The sequence below is a fragment of the Bacillus sp. Hm123 genome, assembly GCF_051842975.2.
In the GTDB taxonomy this organism is placed as follows: Bacteria; Bacillota; Bacilli; order Bacillales; family Domibacillaceae; genus Bacillus_CE.
The window spans coordinates 1,026,682-1,049,529 of the sequence record NZ_CM200277.1 but is presented as its reverse complement, the minus strand read 5'-3'; the positions used below and the strand labels follow the sequence as shown (position 1 = coordinate 1,049,529).

The 22,848-nt window shown below is 41.7% G+C and carries 20 protein-coding genes; 4 read left to right on the top strand and 16 right to left on the bottom strand.

All coding sequences use genetic code 11. From position 1 onward, the window contains the following. Positions 1 to 8: 8 nt before the first annotated feature. From gltB to ACSVDJ_RS05510, 4 genes are all read right to left on the bottom strand, one after another. Positions 9 to 4,577, bottom strand: coding sequence for a glutamate synthase large subunit (gene gltB, locus ACSVDJ_RS05525; RefSeq protein WP_439169545.1), 4,569 nt, complete (start codon positions 4,575 to 4,577; stop codon positions 9 to 11). A gap of 204 nt (positions 4,578 to 4,781) precedes the next feature. Further along, positions 4,782 to 5,234, bottom strand: a complete 453-nt coding sequence (locus ACSVDJ_RS05520; RefSeq protein ID WP_439169546.1) for a hypothetical protein — start codon at positions 5,232 to 5,234, stop codon at positions 4,782 to 4,784. Positions 5,235 to 5,338: 104 nt separating this feature from the next. Further along, positions 5,339 to 5,503: a small, acid-soluble spore protein K gene (locus ACSVDJ_RS05515; protein WP_095480186.1), complete on the bottom strand. Its 165-nt coding sequence runs from the start codon at positions 5,501 to 5,503 to the stop codon at positions 5,339 to 5,341. Positions 5,504 to 5,522: 19 nt separating this feature from the next. Further along, positions 5,523 to 5,702, bottom strand: a complete 180-nt coding sequence (locus ACSVDJ_RS05510; protein ID WP_094834764.1) for a YjzC family protein — start codon at positions 5,700 to 5,702, stop codon at positions 5,523 to 5,525. 105 nt (positions 5,703 to 5,807) lie between these two features. Between ACSVDJ_RS05510 and ACSVDJ_RS05505 the strand changes: the two genes are divergently transcribed. From ACSVDJ_RS05505 to ACSVDJ_RS05495, 3 genes are all read left to right on the top strand, one after another. After that, positions 5,808 to 5,945 carry a YpzI family protein gene (locus ACSVDJ_RS05505; protein WP_439169548.1) on the top strand — a complete coding sequence of 46 codons (138 nt, stop codon included), beginning with the start codon at positions 5,808 to 5,810 and terminating at the stop codon, positions 5,943 to 5,945. 101 nt (positions 5,946 to 6,046) lie between these two features. Next, the gene (locus tag ACSVDJ_RS05500) at positions 6,047 to 6,484 is read left to right on the top strand and encodes an HI0074 family nucleotidyltransferase substrate-binding subunit (protein ID WP_439169550.1); all 438 of its coding nucleotides are present in this window, start codon (positions 6,047 to 6,049) and stop codon (positions 6,482 to 6,484) included. After that, positions 6,485 to 6,808, top strand: coding sequence for a nucleotidyltransferase domain-containing protein (locus ACSVDJ_RS05495; RefSeq protein ID WP_439169552.1), 324 nt, complete (start codon positions 6,485 to 6,487; stop codon positions 6,806 to 6,808). A gap of 57 nt (positions 6,809 to 6,865) precedes the next feature. Here ACSVDJ_RS05495 and ACSVDJ_RS05490 read toward each other — a convergent pair whose 3' ends face one another. The 8 genes from ACSVDJ_RS05490 to ACSVDJ_RS05455 all read right to left on the bottom strand — a co-directional run bounded on the left by ACSVDJ_RS05490 (position 6,866) and on the right by ACSVDJ_RS05455 (position 14,994). Further along, positions 6,866 to 8,377 (bottom strand): class I adenylate-forming enzyme family protein, encoded by a 1,512-nt coding sequence (locus ACSVDJ_RS05490; protein ID WP_439169553.1) that lies wholly within the window; start codon positions 8,375 to 8,377, stop codon positions 6,866 to 6,868. Between the two features lie 142 nt (positions 8,378 to 8,519). Next, the gene (gene fabG / locus ACSVDJ_RS05485) at positions 8,520 to 9,260 is read right to left on the bottom strand and encodes a 3-oxoacyl-ACP reductase FabG (protein ID WP_439169555.1); all 741 of its coding nucleotides are present in this window, start codon (positions 9,258 to 9,260) and stop codon (positions 8,520 to 8,522) included. Positions 9,261 to 9,270: 10 nt separating this feature from the next. Further along, positions 9,271 to 10,167, bottom strand: a complete 897-nt coding sequence (gene phaZ / locus ACSVDJ_RS05480) for an intracellular short-chain-length polyhydroxyalkanoate depolymerase (protein ID WP_439169557.1) — start codon at positions 10,165 to 10,167, stop codon at positions 9,271 to 9,273. Between the two features lie 175 nt (positions 10,168 to 10,342). After that, positions 10,343 to 11,347: a branched-chain amino acid ABC transporter permease gene (locus ACSVDJ_RS05475; protein WP_439169559.1), complete on the bottom strand. Its 1,005-nt coding sequence runs from the start codon at positions 11,345 to 11,347 to the stop codon at positions 10,343 to 10,345. A gap of 5 nt (positions 11,348 to 11,352) precedes the next feature. After that, positions 11,353 to 12,213 carry a branched-chain amino acid ABC transporter permease gene (locus tag ACSVDJ_RS05470; RefSeq protein WP_439169561.1) on the bottom strand — a complete coding sequence of 287 codons (861 nt, stop codon included), beginning with the start codon at positions 12,211 to 12,213 and terminating at the stop codon, positions 11,353 to 11,355. Positions 12,214 to 12,231: 18 nt separating this feature from the next. Beyond that, positions 12,232 to 12,939 (bottom strand): ABC transporter ATP-binding protein, encoded by a 708-nt coding sequence (locus ACSVDJ_RS05465; RefSeq protein WP_439169563.1) that lies wholly within the window; start codon positions 12,937 to 12,939, stop codon positions 12,232 to 12,234. Then, entirely contained in the window at positions 12,936 to 13,691 is a 756-nt protein-coding gene (locus ACSVDJ_RS05460; protein WP_439169565.1) for an ABC transporter ATP-binding protein, read from the bottom strand. The genes ACSVDJ_RS05465 and ACSVDJ_RS05460 overlap by 4 nt, the downstream gene beginning before the upstream one ends. Before the next feature lie 73 nt (positions 13,692 to 13,764). Next, a complete protein-coding gene (locus ACSVDJ_RS05455; protein ID WP_439169566.1) occupies positions 13,765 to 14,994 on the bottom strand; it encodes a substrate-binding domain-containing protein in 1,230 nt (409 codons plus the stop codon). A 151-nt stretch (positions 14,995 to 15,145) separates the two neighbouring features. Here ACSVDJ_RS05455 and ACSVDJ_RS05450 point away from each other — a divergent pair, with 151 nt between their 5' ends. Beyond that, positions 15,146 to 15,421, top strand: coding sequence for a hypothetical protein (locus tag ACSVDJ_RS05450; protein WP_439169568.1), 276 nt, complete (start codon positions 15,146 to 15,148; stop codon positions 15,419 to 15,421). Positions 15,422 to 15,480: 59 nt separating this feature from the next. Here the strand turns inward: ACSVDJ_RS05450 and ACSVDJ_RS05445 are convergent, their stop codons facing one another. From ACSVDJ_RS05445 to ACSVDJ_RS05430, 4 genes are all read right to left on the bottom strand, one after another. Then, positions 15,481 to 18,708 carry an AfsR/SARP family transcriptional regulator gene (locus ACSVDJ_RS05445; protein WP_439169569.1) on the bottom strand — a complete coding sequence of 1,076 codons (3,228 nt, stop codon included), beginning with the start codon at positions 18,706 to 18,708 and terminating at the stop codon, positions 15,481 to 15,483. A 156-nt stretch (positions 18,709 to 18,864) separates the two neighbouring features. Next, positions 18,865 to 20,118, bottom strand: coding sequence for an ethanolamine utilization protein EutH (gene eutH, locus ACSVDJ_RS05440; protein WP_439169571.1), 1,254 nt, complete (start codon positions 20,116 to 20,118; stop codon positions 18,865 to 18,867). Positions 20,119 to 20,383: 265 nt separating this feature from the next. After that, positions 20,384 to 21,421, bottom strand: coding sequence for a nicotinate-nucleotide--dimethylbenzimidazole phosphoribosyltransferase (gene cobT / locus ACSVDJ_RS05435; RefSeq protein ID WP_439169572.1), 1,038 nt, complete (start codon positions 21,419 to 21,421; stop codon positions 20,384 to 20,386). A 79-nt stretch (positions 21,422 to 21,500) separates the two neighbouring features. Beyond that, positions 21,501 to 22,262, bottom strand: a complete 762-nt coding sequence (locus ACSVDJ_RS05430) for an SDR family NAD(P)-dependent oxidoreductase (RefSeq protein WP_439169574.1) — start codon at positions 22,260 to 22,262, stop codon at positions 21,501 to 21,503. Positions 22,263 to 22,848: the final 586 nt, after the last annotated feature.

The following is a 22,848-nucleotide window of genomic DNA, read 5'->3' as shown; positions in this document are numbered from 1 at the left end:
CTTTCTCATTAAGCATGCTCTAATTTTTTTAATTGCGATTTTTCGATAAAAGCGTGGAGCTTTGCTTCTTGCAATGAAAGTCCCGCCTGCTGCATTTGTTCAATCGATTCCACCATCTGCTTATATTCTTTCGGAATCACTTTCACCCATTGCGGTAATAGTTCTTCCCAATGATCTAAAATGTGTCGCGCACGAGAACTATTCGTATACTGATAATGACGAATAATCATTTGTTTGACTTCTTCTTGATCAGCCGTTGCTTCCAACGATTCTAAACTCACCATTTGCTGATTGCAGTGTCGTTGAAAATCGTTGGTTCCTTGAGTAAACACATATACCACTCCACCAGACATCCCCGCCGCGAAATTGTTACCAACTGCTCCAAGCACCACGACACGTCCGCCTGTCATATACTCGCAGCCATGATCACCAATTCCTTCGACAACTGCGTGCACACCGCTATTTCTAACACAGAAACGCTCACCTGCAAGACCATGAATATACGCTTCACCAGCTGTCGCTCCGTAAAAAGCGACATTACCGATAATGCTATTTTCTTCAGGCAGATAGATAGATTTTTCAGCTGGATTCACAATCACCTTTCCTCCAGACAATCCTTTACCGACATAATCATTCGCATCTCCTTGAAGCGACATCGTGACGCCTTTCGGTAAAAAGGAAGCAAAGCTTTGCCCAGCCGACCCTGTAAATGTTAATTGGATCGTATCTTCGGCGAGCCCTTTCTGACCGTATTTTTTCGTGATTTTACTGCCTAAAATCGTCCCAACTGTCCGATGCACATTTTGAATCGCAAAACTTGCTTGCACCGATTGCTTCCTCTCAAGAGCCGGTTGACAAACAGATAAGATTTCTGTTTCATCAAGCGATTGATCTAAACGGTGATTTTGTTTTTCTAGACAGAATATTCCGACTTCTTTAGAGAGGGTTGGTTGATAAAGAAGTGAGGACAGATCTAGTTCTTTCGCTTTCCAATGCGCTTTAATCTTGTCATTTACGACCAGTGTATCTATGCGACCGACCATCTCATCAATCGTTCGAAATCCTAATGCTGCCATTATTTCTCGGACATCTTGAGCGATAAATCTCATGAAATTTTCCACATGCTCAGCTGTACTGATAAATTTTTTCCGGAGATCAGGATTTTGTGTCGCTACACCGACAGGACAAGTATTTAGATGACAAACTCGCATCAGTACACACCCCAATACGACAAGAGGAGCCGTTGCAAAACCATATTCCTCTGCTCCTAGTAAAGTCGCCACAACGACATCACGTCCGGTCATCAGCTTACCATCCGCTTCTAAAACTACTCGACTGCGAAGATCATTCAACATCAACGTTTGATGTGTTTCAGCGAGTCCGAGCTCCCACGGAATCCCCGTATGTTTAATACTTGTTCGCGGAGAGGCACCTGTTCCGCCTTCATATCCGCTAATTAAAATCACATCAGCCAGCCCTTTAGCAACCCCAGCAGCAATAGTTCCCACACCAGCTTTCGCCACAAGCTTCACGCTAATTCTCGCGGCTGGATTGGCATTTTTCAAATCATGGATGAGTTGAGCAAGGTCTTCAATCGAGTAAATATCATGATGCGGTGGCGGTGAAATTAAGCCAACCCCCGGTGTGGACCCGCGTACTTCCGCGATCCATGGATACACTTTTTCTCCTGGTAGCTGTCCGCCTTCTCCCGGCTTCGCTCCTTGGGCCATTTTAATTTGAATTTCTGTTGCATGAACTAAATACTGGCTCGATACACCGAAACGACCAGACGCTACTTGCTTAATCGCACTGCGGCGCAAATCTCCATTTTCATCAGGTAAATAGCGATCTGGATGTTCCCCTCCTTCTCCACTATTGCTCTTTCCTCCGATGCGGTTCATCGCAATCGCCAACGTTTCATGAGCTTCTTGGCTTAATGATCCGTACGACATCGCACCTGTCTTAAAGCGACGGCAAATGGCTTCCACCGATTCGACTTCTTCAATCGGAATCGCCTCTGTCTCTTTAAAGCCAAACAATCCTCTTAAAAAGATGAGCTGCTCTTCATTCGCCAGCTCGGCATATTTTTTATACAAGTTATAATTATTCGTTCGACAAGCTTGCTGAAGCGTGTGGATCGTCGTTGGGCGGAAAGCATGAAATTCCCCATCCTGTCTCCATTGAAAATCGCTTCCTGATTCGAGTGATTCCTCTTGAGAGCAGAAAGCTTGGCGATGACGCAGCAGCGTTTCTTTTGCGATCGTCTCTAAAGAAATGCCCCCAATTTGCGAAGCCGTTCCAGTAAAATAACGATCAATCACTGTTTGACCAATACCAATTGCTTCAAAAATTTGTGCTCCTCGATAGCTTTGGATCGTGGAAATCCCCATTTTAGACATCACTTTAACAATGCCGCTCGTCGCCGCATCGACATATTTTTCAACTGCTTCCGCATAAGAAATCTGTTTGATCTGTTCATTTTCAATCATCTTATTCGTACTAGCGAAGGCAAGATACGGATGAATTGCATCCGCTCCATAACCAATCAATGTACAAAATTGATGAATATCACGTGCTTCACCTGTTTCTACTATAATACTAGCCTTCGTTCTTGTGCCTTGACGAACGAGATGATGATGCAGCCCGCTCACCGCTAATAAAGCAGGAATAGGAGCTAATTCTTCATTCATTTGACGGTCCGATAAAATAATTAAGCTTACGCCAGCGTCAATAGCTTGATCGACAGAGTGAAATAGGTGTTGCATAGCTACAGCTAATGTTTGTTCCCAACTTTTAGCTTCAAACAGCATCGCAAACGTTTGAGCTCGGAACTTTGACTGTTGACGAATACTTGCTAACTGAGCATTTGAACAAATCGGTGTTTCTAGGCGAATACGACGGCAACTGCTTTCAGCTGGATGAAGCAAATTTCCTTCCGCTCCTAGCATCGTAATCGTCGACGTGACAAACTCTTCACGGATCGCATCAATCGGTGGATTCGTCACTTGAGCAAACTGTTGTTTAAAATAATTGTATAAAAGCTGAGGTTTATTCGAAAGCACAGCGAGCGGCGTATCATTTCCCATCGAACCGAGCGGCTCTTTCCCTTCCGTAACCATCGGTGCTAGTTGCTTTGTCAGTTCTTCATACGTATAGCCAAATACTTGTTGATACTTCGACAAAGGGAATAGAAGATCATCCATTTGTTCTTTTTGCTCAACTGAATCAATCGAAATGATTCCTGCCTTTAACCATTGTTGATATGGTTTTTCGTTAGCCATTTTACTTTTTAGTTCTTCATTTGGAACAATTCGTCCTTCACTTAAATCAACTAGCAACATTTCCCCCGGACTTAATCTCCGCTTCATTAACACATCTTCCGCAGGAACATCTAACACGCCCACTTCTGATGAAAAAATAATCGTATCATCGGTCGTTACATAATATCTAGCTGGACGTAGCCCGTTTCGGTCAAGCATCGCCCCAATCTGACGGCCGTCGGTAAATGCCATAGCTGCCGGTCCGTCCCAAGGTTCCATGAAATAACTGTGATACTCATAAAAAGCCCGTAATGACTCATCTATTAGTGGATTTTTATCCCAAGGCTCTGGAATCATCATCATCGCCGCATGAGGTAACGACCGTCCAGATAACGTTAAAAACTCTAAACAATTATCGAACATCGATGAATCACTGCCATTTGTATCAATGACAGGCACGATTTTTTTCATATCGTCTCCGAATAAGTCCGATGCCAATAATTGCTCACGCGCTTTCATCCAATTAACGTTCCCTTTTAACGTATTGATTTCGCCATTATGAATCATATACCGATTCGGATGCGCTCGTTCCCAGCTCGGAAAAGTATTTGTACTGAAACGCGAATGAACAAGAGCCATCGCCGATTCAAAGGACGGATGTTGTAAATCGAGATAATACGTATCTAGCTGATCAGGTGTTAGCATTCCTTTATATACAATCGTTCGAGTGGAGAGGCTAGCTACATAAAAAGTTTCTTCTCCAGCGAAATTCTGCTCTTCAACAGCCAACTCCATTCGCTTACGAATGACATAGAGCTTGCGTTCAAATGATCGTTCATCGGTCAGTTCAGCTGATTTCTCAATAAACACTTGGCGAATAAATGGCTGACTAACTCTACCTGTCTCCCCAATATTCGTATCGTCTACCGGAACCGTCCGCCAACCTAATACCTTTTGCCCTTCTTCTGCAATGATTTGATTGAGCAGTTCTTCACATTTCATTCGATTCTCAACATCTTGTGGTAAAAACAACATCCCTACGCCATACTGACCAACTTCGGGTATGTGAAATTCTGAACAAGTTAGTTGAAAAAATTGATGTGGCAACTGTACCATCATCCCTGCCCCATCACCTGTAGCCGGGTCACTTCCCTGTCCGCCACGATGCTCTAAGCGACAAAGCATTACTGTTGCTTGTTTAACGATTTCACGAGAAGGGTTTCCCTTTATATTTGCAACGAATCCAATTCCACAAGCATCATGCTCAAAGGTCGGATCATAAAGTCCTTGTTTTAGTGGAAAGTTACTTGATTTCATCGTATCACCCTTTCTAAAATAACCGCACATTTCAAAGAATATTCAAACTATTCTTCTTGTTAATCATTGTATGCGATCTTAGTCAATCTGAACAATATATTGTTTGTATGAAATTAATCTATTTTTGAGAATGATCGAGTGATTAGTCCAAAGAATCTTCTCATGACAAAATAAACCTCATATGCCACGAGGTTTATTGGTCACCTATTCACCTTCTACTAAACGCCTTCGAAAAGATTCATTCACTTTACTTGCATACAAAAGCTGCTCACACTCTTCAATCTGCCTTTGATGCTCAGCATATTCTGTTATTTCTAACGGTAAACAATCTAAATGATGATCATGGAATGTAAAAGTATGAGGAATAGGTTGAAAAGCGGCTTCTTGTTGACAATGGGGACATGGCTCAACATTAAAAATATTACCAGTTTGCTTCAACGACTTTCCTTTCAACAAAAGATCGTAACGAGCAAGCTGTCGTTGATAATTCCGACTGAAACGCCCACATGTTCCACATTCTTTCACTTGGTTTAATTGAGCTACCGCCGTTTTCACCTCCGATTTTGAATCGAGTCTTCCCATCCAACGGTCAAGCGATGTATATCCAACCACCCCTACTACAGGCATAGCCAACAAAAGTAGTATCCACCAAGGCAATGTAAGTCCCCCTGTCTACATTCATGTTATTTCTTCTAGTATAGCATACCCCCTAACAAAAAAAGGAACTCGCAGCTTGAATGCCCAAGTTCCTTCTTCATTATTTAAGTCTCTTCTCCAGTCGTTTGATTGGCCGCCATCATCCGATCTTGCGGGTCCGTATTAATCGTGCCATTCGGGCGTTTGGAAGCATTGTTAGATTTAGCTCGCGCTTCTCCGGCTTCCCCTTTCATGCTTTTGATCGGAAAATCCTTTGCTTTATTTCTCATATACTTCCCTCCAAGTTGATTAAGGTTTGCGCTGATACATCCACACTCGATCTCGATTAGTCGTCTCCGGAAATCTATCGCCTGCCTCAAGCTTCACTTTCTTCGGTTTATTAACCGTACTTCCCGTTTCACCAATCTCTACATAAGCTCCATTATTTGGTGCCTTTTGTCCTGGCTTAAAGAGGTGATTTTGCCCCACATTATTCACTCCTTTTCAAGGTTACTCTTTTAGCATGTCCGAAAGAAGGAAATTAGATGTATGAAATCATCGATGCAGGAAAGCTTAAAAATGGAGGTGATTCACATGGGAAAAGATCGACAAGAAAAGAAGCTTAAAAACAAACGACAAGTGGAATCCGATCGAGATCAAGCCTTGCATTACGGAGGAGCGACTCGATTTGAAAAAGAAGGCGAAGCAGGAAGAAACATTCATGATGAATAAGAAAAATGGGGGGCAGTTAGCTTCCCATTTTTCTTATTGCTTCAAACATCTCACTACGATTTAATGATAAAATAAAAAAAAACAGAAGGTGAGGGAGATGAATGAACGAATTTCATCAAAAATATGAGGAGTCAATTCGACTATCCTACCAATACGCCGTTCGTATGTTTATGTACTTAAAAAATGTAATTCAAGCCATGGAAAATATAGAACAACCAGACGAATTAACAAAGGAAGTCTATCGTGACTCCATTATTAAAAAGTATGAAATGTTAGAAGATCTACTTTGGAAACTACTTTCAAAAATTTTCAAATCATCTGGGCTAGAAATTAATAACCTTCGTGGTTGTTATAAACAAGCTTTCAAAGAAGGTTTCATTGAGGATATTGCCATATGGAATGAAATTTTATTATCAAGAAACGCTACTGCTCACATTTATAATGAAGATGATTATGAAAGGATAAAAAATAACATTGTAGAAAAATATATGGAGGCCATTGAACAACTACTCGAAAAGCTTGAAAGGCAAGTGATGTAAATGTATGGTATTCATGAAAAAACATACGCATCGTTAATAAACTACTTTAATCATAAACAAGAAATAGAAGCTGTGATCTTATTTGGTTCCCGCGCCACGCATACAGCAACTATTCATTCGGATATTGATTTATGTATTCAAGTCAACAGAGGTTCAAAAGGAGCAATAACAGAAGACATAGATGAAATCATTGGCATATATTCTTGTGACATTGTATTTACTGATCAATTAAATGAAGAATTAAAAAAACAAATTGCCCGTGACGGCGTGGTTATTTTTTCGAAAAACCCTGCTATTCAATCCCCTTCTGTTGTTCTCAATTAAAACTTCTCTCCTTCTTCAGCTAGCTACTATTGAAGAAGGAGAAAGTTCACAAGTTACTTAAATGTTAACAGATCCCTTTCCAATCTCGACTAACATCTTCTTATCGATTTTTCCAACATGCGTTTTCGGAAGTTCTTCGATAAACATAAATTGTTTAGGGATTTTATATTTCGCTAGAGCTTGTTGGCAATGCCCTTTAAGTGATGCTTCTGGAATCGGCTGCTGGTTAGACGTGACGATAAAAGCCACGACTTTTTCTCCCCACTTATCATCTGGTAACCCGATTACAGCCGCTTCTTCAATCGCTGGAAATTGTAAAAGGCAGTGCTCAACTTCAAGCGGATAAATATTTTCTCCACCTGAAATGATCATTTCTTTCTTGCGACCAACGATAAAGCAATAGCCTGCTTCATTGACCTTCGCCAAATCACCGGTATGTAGCCAGTGATCTTGCCACACCTCAGCCGTTGCTGCGTGATTATTCCAATAAGCAGAAAACGTATGCTTTCCTTGAATTAACAACTCCCCAACCTCGCCTACAGCCGCTTCTGTTCCATCTTCTTTTAACAGCTTGATTTGATTAAAGAGCATCGACTTGCCGACGGAACCACGATACAATTTCGCTTCTTCTGGATCAATATAAAAGTTATTTGGTCCCGCTTCCGTCAACCCATACCCTTCCTTAAACGCCACTCCTTTATTGATAAATGCTTCGTATACGCTTAATGGGCAAGGAGCTCCTCCAGATAAAAACACCTTCATCGACGGAAATGAGCTTTCATCAAATGCTGATTCCTGAATCATCATTTGATACATCGTTGGCACGAATAACGCAATCGTACAATGATATTGATTTAACGTGTCTATCGCCTCAAGCGGGTCAAACTGACGGCCGATGACAACAGTACCACCGAGCATCAGTAATGGTGTCGTTAAAGCATTCAATCCCCCTGTATGAAACATCGGCAAATACGTAAGCGTCGTATCATCCGCCGTTAAATTCCAGCTAACAGCGGTGTTCAATCCGTTCCATAAAATCGCCCGATGAGACAAGATAACCCCCTTTGGCTTTCCTGTTGTTCCACCTGTATAGATCATCATGAATGGATCTTCCTGTTCGATTGTAGCAACCGACAATAGTCGTTCATTTCCTTGGCTCACTCTCACTTCATATTCAAATGATGAAACGCCAAAATAGCGATCTTGCTGAAACGAAAGCGCCTCCATCATATCTTTAAATACATCATGGTAACCAACTAACTTGGGCGAGCAATCCGCTAAAATGTAATTCATTTCTTGAATAGATAAGCGCCAATTAACCGGAACAAAGATCGCCCCGATTTTGGCACAAGCAAACATGAAATCAAAATAGCTAATATGATTAGGCGAGATTAGAGCGACACGATCTCCCTTCTTCACCTTTTTTTCTAATAAAAAACAAGCTAAAGCTTGCGCTCGCTGATTGATCTGTTGATAATTCCACTGTTGCTGAAGTCCTGCGTCAATCACTGCTGTTTTCCATGGTGTTAATCGTGTCCTATTTTCAAGCCAGTCTAATTCCCATTTCACATTATTCCCCCTCACTTCCAACGTAAATGTCATCCGTTCTTTCATTTCTCCATCCTATGTATTGATCATACTGTTTGGGAGTTACAACATAGTTACAAAAAAAGCAGAGGATTTCTCCCCTGCTTTTTGAACAAATATATAATTACATCATAATTCCGCCATCGACATGAAGCGTGATTCCATTCACATAGTTAGATTCCTCAGAAGCAAGGAATAAATACGCATTAGCCACATCCTTCGGACTTCCTAAGCGACCAAGTGGAATCGTTGTTTTTAGCTGGTCTAAAACTTTCTCAGGTACAGTTGCTACCATGGAAGTTTCGACAAATCCAGGAGCGACGGCATTGACATTGATGCCTTTTCGTCCAAGCTCCTTCGCCCATGATTTTGTCATACCGACCACGCCAGCTTTAGCTGCCGCATAGTTCGTCTGTCCGACATTTCCATAGACACCTGAGACAGATGACGTGTTAATCACCTTTCCGCTCCCTTGTGAAATCATATGAGGGATCACGGATTGAGTGCAATTAAAGACCCCTTTTAAATTCACATCTAGCACCCGTTGAAAATCATCCGCTGACAATTTCCAAAGCATTCCGTCTCGTGTAATACCAGCGTTGTTTACTAAAATATCAACATGACCATAGCGGTCTATTGTTAACTTCACCATTGCATCGACACTATCACGATCAACGACGTTCACCTTTGAGAAAGCGACATCATAGCCTTTTTCAGTCAACTCTTGAACACGTTTTGCGCCTAGCTCCTCATCAAAATCAGCGATAACAACCTTTGCCCCCTGTTTAGCAAAAAGCTCCGCCGCCGCAAGACCGATCCCATTAGCTGCCCCCGTAATAATCGCAACCCTGTCTTTTAATCTCATTCTTTGTTCCTCATTTCTCTAAAAATTTTGTGATTTCTGAATTTAATTGCTCCAGATCATCAACAAGTGGAGAATGACCACAATTCATTAGTTCAACAAATTCAATATAATCGCCTAAATCCTCGATAATTTCCGCTGTCATTTCCGCCGTAACAACAAAATCTCGATCACCACGCAACACTAAAACCGGAATTGTAATGTCCTTTACTTGATTCGTTCCATCCACCGCTCCGTTATGATCTTTACTAATATTAAACGTATTTAACGCATGATATACTTCAGCTAAATTCCGCTGAGTGAGCATATCATCTACGTATGCCTCAAACTGAGCCGGCTCAGGCTGCTTCTCTGTATAAATTAACATGTTCCACAATCCTTTAAGTAGCTCTCGATTATTCATATCATACGCCTTTTGAATCATAATCGTTTTTGCAGGGTCCGCTTTTATTTCTTCATATGTCGTTAAGCGATTCGATAGATCCGGCAACCCCTCTGGAGTCGATCCGAAAAATGGATAACCTCTAGTCGAAGCAGGCGCCAATAAGATCAGCTTATCACACAGCCCCGGATAATCCGCAATGAACTGCATAGCTACAGCCCCACCAGTCGACCAACCAACGATAGAAAAATTTTTCAAGCCAATTTCATCAACAAACTGTTTCACATCATCAGAAAAATCTTTAATCGACTGAATTGGCTCATGATAAGTCGAGCCTCCAAACCCACGCAAGTCAACAGCATATACTTTATACTGCTTGTCCAAATGATCAATGAGCACATCCCAATGTTTAGAAGAAGTCATATTTCCATGAATTAATAATAATGGTTCATTTCCACCTTGGCGCTCTCGATACGACAATGATTCTCCATTAGCTAATGTTACTTTATTTAATGCAACAGTCGTCATGTTTATTCCCCTTTTCCCTTATTGAAATGTTTTTACACCCCTCGTACGTTCATTCGTCAAAAATTAGGAATTTATTCTAACTCTTCCTTTCTTCCACGATATAAACGAAAATTCCTGCTTATATCGCCAGCTATTTTCCACTAATTGTCGTTTCTAAAAGATATATGACGATACTTTAACTCGCTATATCTTTTTTCTGTTGCGGAACTTCTTGTCTCTTGCTCTTTTGCTTACTTCTTAGTTTTGCTAACGTACCAACAATGCCTTGCGGAAAGAACATAACCGCTAAAATATAAATAATCCCAAAGAAGATAATCCACCGTTCAAAAATCCAATGTACTTTCGCCAGCTCCGTTAACCAATGATGAGCAAATTCAATTAAGCCAGCTCCAATGATGGCTCCGACCAATGTCCCTACGCCACCGATGATCGTAATTAATAACGCATCCAAGGTCACATCCATCGCAAACACACTCGTATTCACAAATCGCAACGACACCGAATATAAACTTCCCGCTAAGCCCGCAATGACTCCAGCGACAACCGAGGCAATAATTTTATAGTGAAGCACTTGATAACCAAGTGACTCTGTTCGCTGCTCGTTTTCCCGAATCGCTTGCCATACTTTGCCTAATGGCGAATGAGTAAACCGCTGTAACAAGACAAACACAACGATCATCGTAACTAGACAGATAAGATAAAAATCAGTACGATCTTTGGCGAAGTCTGGCACGCGAAAGGTAAACCCATCGTTTCCAAATGTCAACGTCCGCCATTTTTCTGCTAATACTAGAAATAAGCCAGAAAGAGCTAGCGTAAGCATCGCATAGAAATGACTTTTCAGGCGCAATGTCAACAAGCCAACAACATAGCTTAATAACCCAGTCAATAAAATCGTAGCAAGTACGGCTACTAAAAAGTAAAAAGGCGTCGGCTCAAATTGCTTCATAAAGATCCCCATCGTGTAAGCGCCAATTCCAAAAAACATCGCATGACCGAAAGAAACAATTCCGGTATAGCCGAGAAGAATATCATAGCTCATCGCAAAAATGGCAAAAATAAAGATTTGCGCGAACAAAATTAACATGCTACGTGAATCATAAATAAACGGCAATAAAAGGAGAAAAGCTGCAATGATCGCATACAACACCGTCTGTTTGTTTTGCTGATACCAAGCCACATTTTTCACCCCTTCGCCCCAAATAATCCTTGCGGTCGAAACACTAACACAATCGCCATTAACAACATGTTGGCCGCTAACGCTAAATCCGGTACATAATAAGCCATTAACGCTCCTGATAAACCGACTAAAATCGCGGCAAATAACGAACCACTAAAACTTCCCATTCCACCTATGACGACTACGATAAACGCAAGGATCGCAAACTCCATCCCCATTCCAGCATGAATCACACCGGAATATGGCCCAAACAACATACCACCAAGCGCCGCCATTCCTGCTCCAACCATGAACACAAGCATAAACACCTTTTGAATATTAATCCCTAATGCTTGGATCATCTCCTTATCCATTACCCCAGCTCGAACAACAAGACCAATTTTTGTATTTTTCAATATATATTGAACGAGGAAAAAGACAAGAAAGCCAATCAAAATAATAAACGCACGATATTTAATGATCGTAACCCCAGCTACTTCCCAGCTTCCCGTTAAATAATCAGGAGGCGCGGCTGAAATTTGGTTCGGTCCCCATACGACTTTCAACATTTCTGATAATACGAGCATAAGGCCAAGTGTAATTAAAATTTGCTGCACGTGATTTCCATAAACCGGCTTAATAATCCACTTTTCCGTCATCAGTCCTAATAAACACCCCGTAATAATCGCACCAACAATTCCAGCAAAGAAACTTCCAGTCACAGAGTAAAACCAAACACCGCTATAAGCTCCCCAAGCAAACAAACCACCGTGAGCAAAATTCAACACATCCATCAATCCAAAGATCAGCGTTAACCCAGCCGCTAGTAAAAATATGAGCATCCCAGTCGCTAATCCATTTAAAACAAGATTCATTAACACATCCACGGAAATAGCCTCCCTTCTTTAAGCGATTCCCAAATATTTTCTTCGAAGCTGTTCATCTTCCTTCAACTCCTGCATCGCACCATCGGTCACCGTTTTCCCATCGTCCACAATATAAAAACGATCACCAATCGTACTCGCCATGTAGAAATTCTGTTCCACAAGCACGATTGTCGTCTTGTCCTTCATTTGCATAATCGACTCCATTACCTTCTCAACAACAATTGGAGCAAGCCCTTTGCTCGGCTCATCAATCAGAAGCAGATCATTTTCATTAACGTACGCTCGTGCAATCGAAAGCATTTGTTTTTGCCCTCCACTTAACAATCCACCCGGCTTATGCCAAAACGTTTTCAAATCAGGAAACAACGCCAATATCCATTCGAGTCGCTCTGTTGTGACCTCATTTTCTTTTCTCATAGCCACCTTCATATTTTCCTCAACGGTTAAATCATAAAAGATCCCCTGATCCTCGGGAACGTAGCCAATTCCATTTAAAGCAATCGTATACGTAGGTAGCCGTTGAATTTCTTGACCTTTAAAAAGAATCTTTCCTGTCGCTGCTGGATTCAAGCCCATAATCGTTCGCAGCGTCGTCGTTTTGCCAGCTCCATTTCGACCAAGCAAAACCGTTACCTCCCCCTGCTTAACGTGAAAGGAAACACCTTGCAATATGTGAAATTGGTCAATATACGTTTCAATTTGATCCACTTGTAAAAGTGTGCTCATTCATATAAACCTCCTAAATAGGCTGTTTGCACAGTTTCATTTTTCATAATCGCTTCCGGCGTATCATCGGCCAGTAACCGCCCGTTAAACAGCACCATAATCGAATCAGATAAATCCATAATCATATCCATTTTGTGCTCGATTAAAATAATCGTTCGATCTCCCTTTTCTTTAATCTTTCTCACCGTTTCTAATATCGCCGGCACCTCTTCAAGCGACATACCCGCTGTCGGTTCATCTAAAAGCAAAACATCCGTCTCTAGCGCTAACAGCATCGCAATTTCTAACTTTCGCTTCTCCCCATGTGCCAAGTTGATAGCTAATGCCTCTTTTTTGTCTGCTAGTAGAACGAGTTCTAGCCATTGGAGTGCTTTTTCTGTCATCTCTTTATACTTTTTCGAATGAATGAGCATTTGGTAACGCACCCCTAGCTGCGACTGAACAGCTAAGCGAACATTTTCTAATACCGTTAAATTCGGAAAAACATTTGTAATTTGAAAGGATCGTCCAATCCCTGTTCGTGTTCGCTCAGTTGGAGATAAGCTCGTAATATCTTTTCCTCGAAAATAAATCTGGCCGCTGCTTGGCATCAATTGTCCACTAAGCAAATTAAAAAAAGTCGTTTTGCCAGCTCCATTCGGACCGATAATCGATTTAAAATGATGCTCAGGCATTTCAAAAGTCACTGCATCGACCGCTGTATGGCCACCAAAGCGAATACTTACATCCTTCGTTTCAATGAGTGCATTCATCCTATTCACCACCAATGTGTTCAATTTAGAGCAGGCTGTCTCATACATATAATTGAGACAGCCCACATGAAGATTATTTATTTAAAATTGGAGGAGCTGTTTCTTCCGGTGTTAATTCTCTAATTAAAACCGGTACAGGATAATCTACTCCCTCTTTTTCCTCCAGCTTAATTGCGTATAACGTTTGCAATGCTTGATGATCCTCCGCGCGGAATGTCATTTTCCCTTTCGGAGACTCGAAGTTCATCCCTTCCATTGTGTCAATGAGCGTTTGTGCATCTGTATCACTATCTGTCTGTTTTACCGCCTCAACAATCGCCATCGCAGAAGTCATCCCACCAGGTGTAAATAAGTCTGGTACTTGGCCATCAAAACGCTTCTTGTGTTCTTCAACGAGCCACTTATTCACATCATTGTCTGGAAGCTCGTGATAATAAACGGTGAACCCTTCCATGCCGATTAATGGCTTCATTAAAGATAAAGCGGCAATATCTGGTGCACCAGTTGAAATTTTGATGCCTTTTTCTTGTAGCTTCATATCAGCAATTTGATTCCAAGGAGAATTCGCACCTGCCCACACAACAAATAAGTAATCAGGCTTGGCATCAATGATTTTCTGAATGTTAGATGTGAAATCTGTTGCCTTTTGATCCGCGTACTCCTCGTGAACAATTTCAGCTCCTAGCTTTGTTGCCGCTTCTTTAAACGCTTTAATTCCATCGCGACCGAAGGAATAATCCGGTGCTAAAGTAGCAATTTTCACACCTTTTTTGGCGATAGCAGCCGCTCCAGCAATCGCATCTTGAGACGAGTTGCGTGCTGTTCTAAAAATATAAGGATTGAATTCAGAACCTGTAATACTATCAGCTACCGCTGGCTCAACGATCATAATTTTTTCATATTCCTCAGCTAACGGTAACACCGCTAATGTATCTCCTGAGCTTGAAGATCCAACTAAAAAGTCCACTTCATCTTCCTCTAACAATTTCGTTGCCTTTTGAACTGCTACTTCCGGCTTTGTTTCCGTATCTTCAACGATAAATTCGATTTTTCTTCCAGCTACTTCTTGCGTACCATCCGTAGCATAATCTAAACCAAGCTCAAAGCCATTTACCGTCTGCTTTCCATACGCCTCAAGTCCACCCGTTAATGAAGCGAGCACCCCAACTTTAATCGGTTCATCACTATTTCCTCCACTGCTATCTCCACCGCTGTTCGTATCACTAGACGTACAAGCACTAGCAAAAGCCATAACAAAAGCAACCATTAACAAAAACAACGTATGACGCGTGACCCTCTTCATTCCTCTTCCCCCTTTTACCTATTCAAAATAAAATCCCCTCTGTACACCTATCATAAATAAAACAAGTTACAAATGAGTTACACCGAAAAGCGGAAGACGCTGTTCAGCGACGTATGGGCTGGAATGATCCGCACGAGATAAAGGAAACACGGTGAACGCTAGTGAACCGATGTTGACTTATCGCAAGGAGGAGCATGGAAATCCACTAGTCGCTAGCGCCTGGAGCTGGACATCACCGAAAAGCGGAAGGCGCTGTTCAGCAGCGTATGAATTGGAGTCATCCGCACGAGATAAAGGAAACACGGTGAACGCTAGTGAACCGATGTTGACTTATCGCAAGGAGGAGGGCGGAAGTTCACTAGCTGCTAGCGCCTGGAGCTGGACAAATCGAAAAGCGGAAGGCGCTGTTCAGCGGCGTGGGGAATGATGCGCCCTCCCCACTCAAACACCAATAAACCCGCAAAAAAATGCGGGCTTACTATCACTCTATTTCGCTTCCATTATCATTTGATACATATATAGCGTTGGTTCAAGCGGACGCACACCAAGCTCTTCTTCTAAAATTTGATTGCATTTTTGATACCATTTGATCGCTTGAGGACGATTGTTTTTTCGATAATAACTGTACATCAGCAAGCGATATGCTTCCTCCCATGTTTCATCTCGCTCAATAATTTTTTCACACCATTGAATAGCCACTTCGTAGTTTTCGTTGCGAACAGCGAGTTGAGCCAGCTTTTCAGCTCCTCGCAAATAGTAGATGAGCAAGCGTTCTCGTTCATGGCTGCACCATTCATCATAACGACGCTCGGCTAAAAAGTCGCCATTATAGTATTTCATTCCCTTTTCTAAGCACGATAATGCTTTTTCTTTATCTCCTTCTTCTAACCCCATTTCAATCCACTGCTCAAATTGAGTCACATCCATTTCAAGCACGGCATCTGGATTAAGACCATAGGATGTGCCTTCCCGCTTAATAAAAAATGACGCTGACCGAGCCTTTCGTTGTGGCTCTAATACATTATTCACAGCATTTAATGCCACCTTAAAATCCCGGGCACAGCTGACTTCATCTTGATCGGGCCATAGTTTTTGAAAAATCTCTTCTTTCGGCAGCAACTGTTTATGATGAGTAATAAACAACTGGAATAACTCTTTCGCCTTGCCACGTTGCCATTGACGCTCTTCTACCTCTTTATCGCCAAGCCAAATGCGAAAAGGACCAAGAGCTTGTACACGCAACGTATAACCCGGATGAGATTGCAGCTTCGCTAACCCCATTCGGTGCAGCAACCTCGCAATATAATCAGGATAAACATTTTGTTTAGCAGCCTCTACAAATAAGTGCGGAAATAATTGCAAATCGAGCGGTCCAAACAGCGTTCGATGATAAAAAATAAATTCATAATCTCGCAATTGAACAAGCTTCATAAATGGAGAAAAATGTTTCATAAATAATTCATTCTCCGCTCGTTCATAATAAATAACTGCTTGCCAGAAATGACAAAACATTTTAATATAGTCATCCTCTGTGAGACGAGCCAGCTGCTCTGCCTTTTTCAAAAAGTCGATCGCATCCTCCGTTCGACGATTATAAATAGCGGCCAGTCCCATACTTAACGTAATGAGAGCTGATAACCACACATCATGTACGTTCTCTGTCTCCTTCAGAGCACTTCTTCCCGCCTCGATTGCTCGTTCATATTCTCCGCTTCGGCCGAACAACAGACATAATCCCATTTGAGGCTCGGCTTTTCCACGACTCACATGGAGATCATCCATCATTTTCAAAGATGTTTCATAACATTGCTTCGCTAAAGAAAGTTCATATTGATCCGTGACCTGTACAGCATGACCCATACGAATCCATCCACACGCTTCCACAAAAGGTGATTCCACATGTAAACCGAGATCGATTGAATCTTGAGCTAGCTCCTTCGCTCGCTTCCCATCTCCAGTGAATGAAGCAATTAATGACAGCAATAACTCCGTTTCCCGATGAGACTGCGGCAATTCTTTTTTCTCATCAACGTCCATCGCTAGCTGTGTTTCCGTTAACATCTCCTTTGCCCGTTTAAATCGGCCGGTCCGTAAATATAAACGGGCCTCTAAATGACGATCTTTGATCGGCACATTTAACGCCTTCGCTCGCCGAATCCACTTTTCCGCTTTGGAAGCCTTTCCAGCATTGATTAAATTTTCAGCTAGAAGCTGATACAACTCCGCAATCTCCTCTGTTGTACTCTTCTCATTTTTTTCCCTTAAATCAATCGCTTGATACAACAGGCGCTCCGCATGATAAGGCTGAATCGTGTCCAAATAAATGCGGGCTTTCCCTTCTAACGCCCGGCTTTTTTCAAGATAATCTTGCTTTGTTTCCGCATAAATAATCGCTTGATCATAACAGTATTCGGCTTCCTGATAAGCTGATCGATAACGAAGCACCTCTCCTTTTAAGTGCCAAAGTTTATAATAAACATTTAATTCAGTTTCTGGAATAAGCGAAAGCCAATCATAAAGCCCTTCAAGCTTGCCACTTTGTAACATGACAAACCCATATTTATTTAAAATCGCCGCCATCGACTCTAACTTATTTAATTTTCTATAAAAAAGTAACGCTTGCTCCCACTGCCCATTTTCTTCAAAAAAACAAGCAATTTGCTTCTGTAACAACTCATACCGCTCCGGCTGTTTCGTCCGAAATTGCTTCTCTAAAAACTCACGAAACAACGCATGATATTTGTACTTATCCTCACCAATTTTTTGGATAAATAAATTTTTACTCGTCAGCTCCTCAAGCATCTCTCCTGAATAAGGAATGCCCAGTATATGCGTACATTTCTGTTCAGAAACCATTTCAAAAATACAGGTCTGCTCTAAAAATTGTTGGATCATGGACGGTTGTTTGGAGAACACTTCAAACAGCAAATATTGAAACAGCTCTTGCAAGGAGTGCGAAGCTTGACTCGATACATTCGTTAAATCACCATTCTCCGTCAAGTGCTGTGCCATCATCCCTAACGCAATAACCCAACCTTCTGTCCATTCATAAATTTGTTGCAATTCACTCTCTGTTAACGACACATGATAAAACTCCGTAAATAGTAATTCCATTTCCTCTATTGTCAGCTTTAAATCCTTCTGACCAATCTCTAGCACTTGTCCACTCACCTTCATTTTCGTCAGCACGTGCCAGCTTGGACGACTTCTGCTGGCGATCACGATATGAAGCTGATAAGGACGGTGCTCAATCATTTTCTCCATCCAGCGATTAATCATCATGGAATGCTCCACTTGATGAAAATCATCTAGAATAATCACTAGCTCCTCCTGTAACGAAACCACCTCATTAATAAACAACGAGCAAAGAGCATTGAGCTCATCCTCACGTATGTAGCGATCCATTTGATCCATATACTGTAATAACTCGTCTCCAAACATCGGAAACTTGGACCGTACTGCATGAATCAAATAAGTTAAAAACGGGATTATGTCATCATCCATAGCTGAAACCGTATACCAACAACATTTTTCACTCTCATCCTGAGCGTACAAAGCAAGCCCCGTACTTTTACCATAACCAGCACCGGCATGAATCAATGTTAACGGATAATCGGATATAGTTTTTAGCTTTTTAAACAGTCTTGCCAATCGAATAAAATCTCCATGAACGGTTGGAACCATTAACTTTGTCTTCATAATTGGAATGGACATGACATCCTCCTTTTTTCATAATTATGTCAATATTTTATCATGTGGAAACTAAAAAAAGACTCGAAATAACTCGAGTCTAAAGTTGGGAATTTCTCATTAATTCCGCTTATATTCGCTGTGATTGTATCGTTTCTTATCGATTTTTGGCGTTTTTTATTAACTCGTCGCTTCAAGAGGTGGCTGACTTTCATGAGTTTTATCCCTCTCTTCATCTAACCTTTCGATCCTTTCAAGCTCTAACGCTTTCGGGACAGAAATACGATACGCTAACATAATCGCTAAAATCGCGCCGAGAAATTTCCCTAACATCACCGGAATAATAATCGTTGGTTGGAAGTTTGCTGGAAACGCTAGCTGATCCCCAATCATCCAGCCTCCGCTAATCGCATAGGCAATCGTTAATACTTTGTCTTTTGCTGGCATATCTTGAATAATTTTAAACAAAGCCAGTGGATTCGCTGTCGCGGCGATTACTCCAGCACTTCCTATACTACTCAAACCCAATTTCTTACCGAAAAATTCAAGCGGCTTCGCTAAATATTTTTGAATCGCATACACCATCGGAAACGCTCCAGCAAGCATAATCCCAATATACCCAGCAATCTCTAATCCCCTAAATTGATCCTCAGCATCCGCAATAATCGGATCGAAGCCCCAGCCTCCGAATATCGTCGAAAACACGCCTGTAAAATATTCAACAATAGAACAGACAAGAATTAAGATCATCGCCGTTCTCATAAACCAGCCGATCGCCATAAATCCTTTAATCATCGCATTAGGGAACATCCGTAGCCCAATAGCGATAAATACTCCAACAGCTATTAATGGCAGAAGATTAATCAAAATCGTACTGATCGACAGCGACAATTGATACGTTGAATCTGCTGTTGTACTAATCGTATCCCGGATTTTCGCATCCGTTAACGCTAAAATGCTCGTTGTAATAAATACACTGATAGGAACCGTCAAAACCCCCGACATCATCCCAAGCGCTAAATATTTATGATCACGTTTTTGCAACATCGCCAGCGCCACCGGAATTGTAAAAATAATATGAGGCCCCATAATAATGCCGTTCACCGTAGCAATAATCCAATTTTCTCGATCGCTCGCTAATACATCGGCAAGCTGATACCCACCCATATCACTAGAAATAAACGTAGTAGCCCCAATCGCTGGGTCAGCCCCAATCGCTGAAAAAAGCGGACCAAAAGCAAATTCAATAAACTTTGATAAATAGGGGATCGAAGCTAACGTCGCCGCAATCGGAATAAAGATCGGACCAATCGTGTAGATCCCTTCCATAAACTCTTTTCCCATTCCTTCTTCTTCATTACGGATCGCCGCAAACGCCCCTAGCATCGCAAAAGCCATAATCACATAAATAACATAAGTTCCTAAGTTCTCCATAGAACACAACCCTTCCTGAAATAAAATATGAATCTGAAAAATATTGAATTTTAAAATTATTTGCAATATTTATACCATTTTTCACAAAACAGACAAATTTAACTTAATTTCCCCTTAGAACCCTCGTTTTCTTCCGTAATCAATAGAAAAAACAGACCATGGCATAAATCTCCCTTTATGCAAATGATCATAATTCATTTAAAAATGAATAAACGACAAAATAAAAGAGACATGCATAAACAACTACACATGTCCCCTTTTTCTTTTACTCTATATTCGACACATTCGCCGAAGTAAAGGTCGCCATTTCCTTCACCATCAACGTTGCTGATTGCAAAACCGAAAAAGCAACCGCCGCTCCCGTCCCTTCTCCTAATCGCATATTTAACTGCAACAGCGGCTGTTTTTGTAAATAATCCATCGCTTGCACATGTCCGGGTTCAACAGAATGATGCGATAGAATCATATAATCCGCAGCTAACGGCTCCATTAATTTCGCCACACACGCCGCTGTCGAACAAATAAAGCCGTCTAGTAAAATCGGAATGTGATGCTCAGCCGCCGCCATCATCGCTCCGGCCATCGCCGCAATTTCCAAACCGCCCACTTTTGATAAAATATCTAAGCCGTCTTCAACATTAGGTTGATGAAAAGCAAGCGCTCGCTCAATGACCTCAGCTTTATGCTTCAATTGCTCCGTTGTAATGCCCGTCCCATGTCCGACAATCGAAGCGGGATCACACTGAGTAATACTCGCTAAAATCGCACTGCTCGTCGTTGTATTCGCAATACCTACTTCACCAACAATTAAGCACTTAATCCCTTTTTCAATTAAATCGACCGCCTCTGAATAGCCCACTTCTAACGCTTGCTGCGCTTCCGCTCTCGTCATCGCCAGTTCCTTTGAAAAATTCCCTGTTCCATAGCGAACTTTTCGATTCAAGACCTTCGCTTCCTTTACATCACCCGCAACGCCGACATCGACCACTTTAGAAATCGCTCCTATTTGTCGACTAAACACATTAATCGCAGCCCCGCCATGCACTAAATTGCTCACCATCTGCACCGTGACTTCCTGTGGAAAGGCTGATACTCCCTCTTTGGCAATACCATGATCCGCCGTAAACACGACCACTCCCGGTGGCGTCACCTCTGGAAAAGGCTGCCCCGTCATTTCAGCGAGCTGAATCGCCAACTCTTCTAAACGACCAAGACTCCCTTTCGGCTTCGTTAACGTATCAATATAATCGGTCACCTGCTGACCAATCTCTTTGTTTAATGGAGAAATTTGCTGTTTTAACATCTGTGTTCCTCTCTTTCCTGATGAAAATATCGAATATAACTATCATACCAGTTATCATTTTTTCAAAAAATAAATAATTTTAAAAATTCATCCTTGATTGACCACCATCGACATTAATGCTCGCACCGACAATCCAAGATGCTTTTTCAGATGCAAGAAAAACAGCGACATTCGCCACTTCTTCCGGCGTACCAAAACGCCCCGCTGGAATCTCATCGTCCACAAACGCTTGAATTCCCTCTGGATCTGCCTCTAACCGTTTTTTCCAATTGCCCGTTTCATGCAAAATACTCCCCGGCGCAATACTATTGACCCGGATACCATCCACAATCACTTCATCTGCCAACGACTTCGTAAAACTAATCAACGCCGATTTCGCATTATTATACGTCGCCTTGCCACCGCTCTCTCGTCCAAAAATCGACGTAACATTCACAATCGACCCGGCACCCGCTTTCTTCATATGTGACACCGCTAATTTACTTAAATGAACCGCTGAAAAATAATTCAGCTCCATCGCCTCATAAAACAACTCCATCTCCGTCTCCATTGCTTTACCGCCATTGCTGCCACCTGCATTATTGATTAGTACATCAATCATTCCATGCTCAGCAATAAAAGACGCCATCAGCTTTTCCCGTTCTTCCGCCTTCGTCAAATCCACGGCATAAATAGCGATCTTCCCACCAAATTCCTCTTTCGCCTGCTCTAATGCGTCTAGCCCACGAGCGGCAATCGACACATTCGCTCCTTCAGCCAAAAACGCCTCAGCAATCGCTTTGCCAATTCCTTTTGAGCCGCCTGTGATGAGTACGTTCTTTCCTTTTAAATGTAGATCCATAGAATAGCCCCCTAGAGATTTTAATGATGGATTTATTATAACCTTTTGGAGGGAAGGGGCTAAGTAAAAAAGCCTGATTCCTTGTAGCTTAATGGAATCAGGCTTTATTTTCGAAAAACGTTCTTTGGCAACCTGTGTTAAATAAGTGTTTTCCTTATACGAGGTGCTTCTTGGAATTTGTAGGACGTCACACATGGCTGATACCGAATATTTGTGAGTATTGTTACGAATCACATCTATTTTCGTCCCATGATCAGCGCGGCTTCCTTTAAAATATCATTTTCCATTCGTAGACGCTGCACTTCTTTACGTAGTTCAAGTAATTCTTTTTTTCTTCTGTCGTACGATTATCTTCTGCCTTGAAAGATCCCGTTTCCTTGTGACTTTTAATTCAACGATCTAATGAAGAAGGCATAATATCATATTCTCTCGCGATTTGCAGTTTTCATAAAGCTTCACCATTTGTAGCTTAAATTCAGCTATAAACGTTCGACGTTCTCTTCTTATTTTGACCCGCTCCTTAAGGTTAGTCATTTTAGTGTACTATCCTTATAAGAGTTGTCTAACTTAGTGTAGCCTATCCATG

What these genes read in the sequence shown, in the direction of transcription:
- ACSVDJ_RS05495 (WP_439169552.1), top strand. Translation starts at nt 6,485, where the DNA reads ATGTATGGTATTCATGAAAAAACATACGCATCGTTAATAAACTACTTT.
- ACSVDJ_RS05460 (WP_439169565.1), bottom strand. Translation starts at nt 13,691, where the DNA reads ATGAATGCACTCATTGAAACGAAGGATGTAAGTATTCGCTTTGGTGGC.
- ACSVDJ_RS05445 (WP_439169569.1), bottom strand. Translation starts at nt 18,708, where the DNA reads ATGTCCATTCCAATTATGAAGACAAAGTTAATGGTTCCAACCGTTCAT.
- fabG (WP_439169555.1), bottom strand. Translation starts at nt 9,260, where the DNA reads ATGAGATTAAAAGACAGGGTTGCGATTATTACGGGGGCAGCTAATGGG.
- ACSVDJ_RS05465 (WP_439169563.1), bottom strand. Translation starts at nt 12,939, where the DNA reads ATGAGCACACTTTTACAAGTGGATCAAATTGAAACGTATATTGACCAA.
- eutH (WP_439169571.1), bottom strand. Translation starts at nt 20,118, where the DNA reads ATGGAGAACTTAGGAACTTATGTTATTTATGTGATTATGGCTTTTGCG.
- ACSVDJ_RS05505 (WP_439169548.1), top strand. Translation starts at nt 5,808, where the DNA reads ATGGGAAAAGATCGACAAGAAAAGAAGCTTAAAAACAAACGACAAGTG.
- ACSVDJ_RS05515 (WP_095480186.1), bottom strand. Translation starts at nt 5,503, where the DNA reads ATGAGAAATAAAGCAAAGGATTTTCCGATCAAAAGCATGAAAGGGGAA.
- ACSVDJ_RS05430 (WP_439169574.1), bottom strand. Translation starts at nt 22,262, where the DNA reads ATGGATCTACATTTAAAAGGAAAGAACGTACTCATCACAGGCGGCTCA.
- phaZ (WP_439169557.1), bottom strand. Translation starts at nt 10,167, where the DNA reads ATGACGACTGTTGCATTAAATAAAGTAACATTAGCTAATGGAGAATCA.
- ACSVDJ_RS05455 (WP_439169566.1), bottom strand. Translation starts at nt 14,994, where the DNA reads ATGAAGAGGGTCACGCGTCATACGTTGTTTTTGTTAATGGTTGCTTTT.
- ACSVDJ_RS05500 (WP_439169550.1), top strand. Translation starts at nt 6,047, where the DNA reads ATGAACGAATTTCATCAAAAATATGAGGAGTCAATTCGACTATCCTAC.
- cobT (WP_439169572.1), bottom strand. Translation starts at nt 21,421, where the DNA reads ATGTTAAAACAGCAAATTTCTCCATTAAACAAAGAGATTGGTCAGCAG.
- gltB (WP_439169545.1), bottom strand. Translation starts at nt 4,577, where the DNA reads ATGAAATCAAGTAACTTTCCACTAAAACAAGGACTTTATGATCCGACC.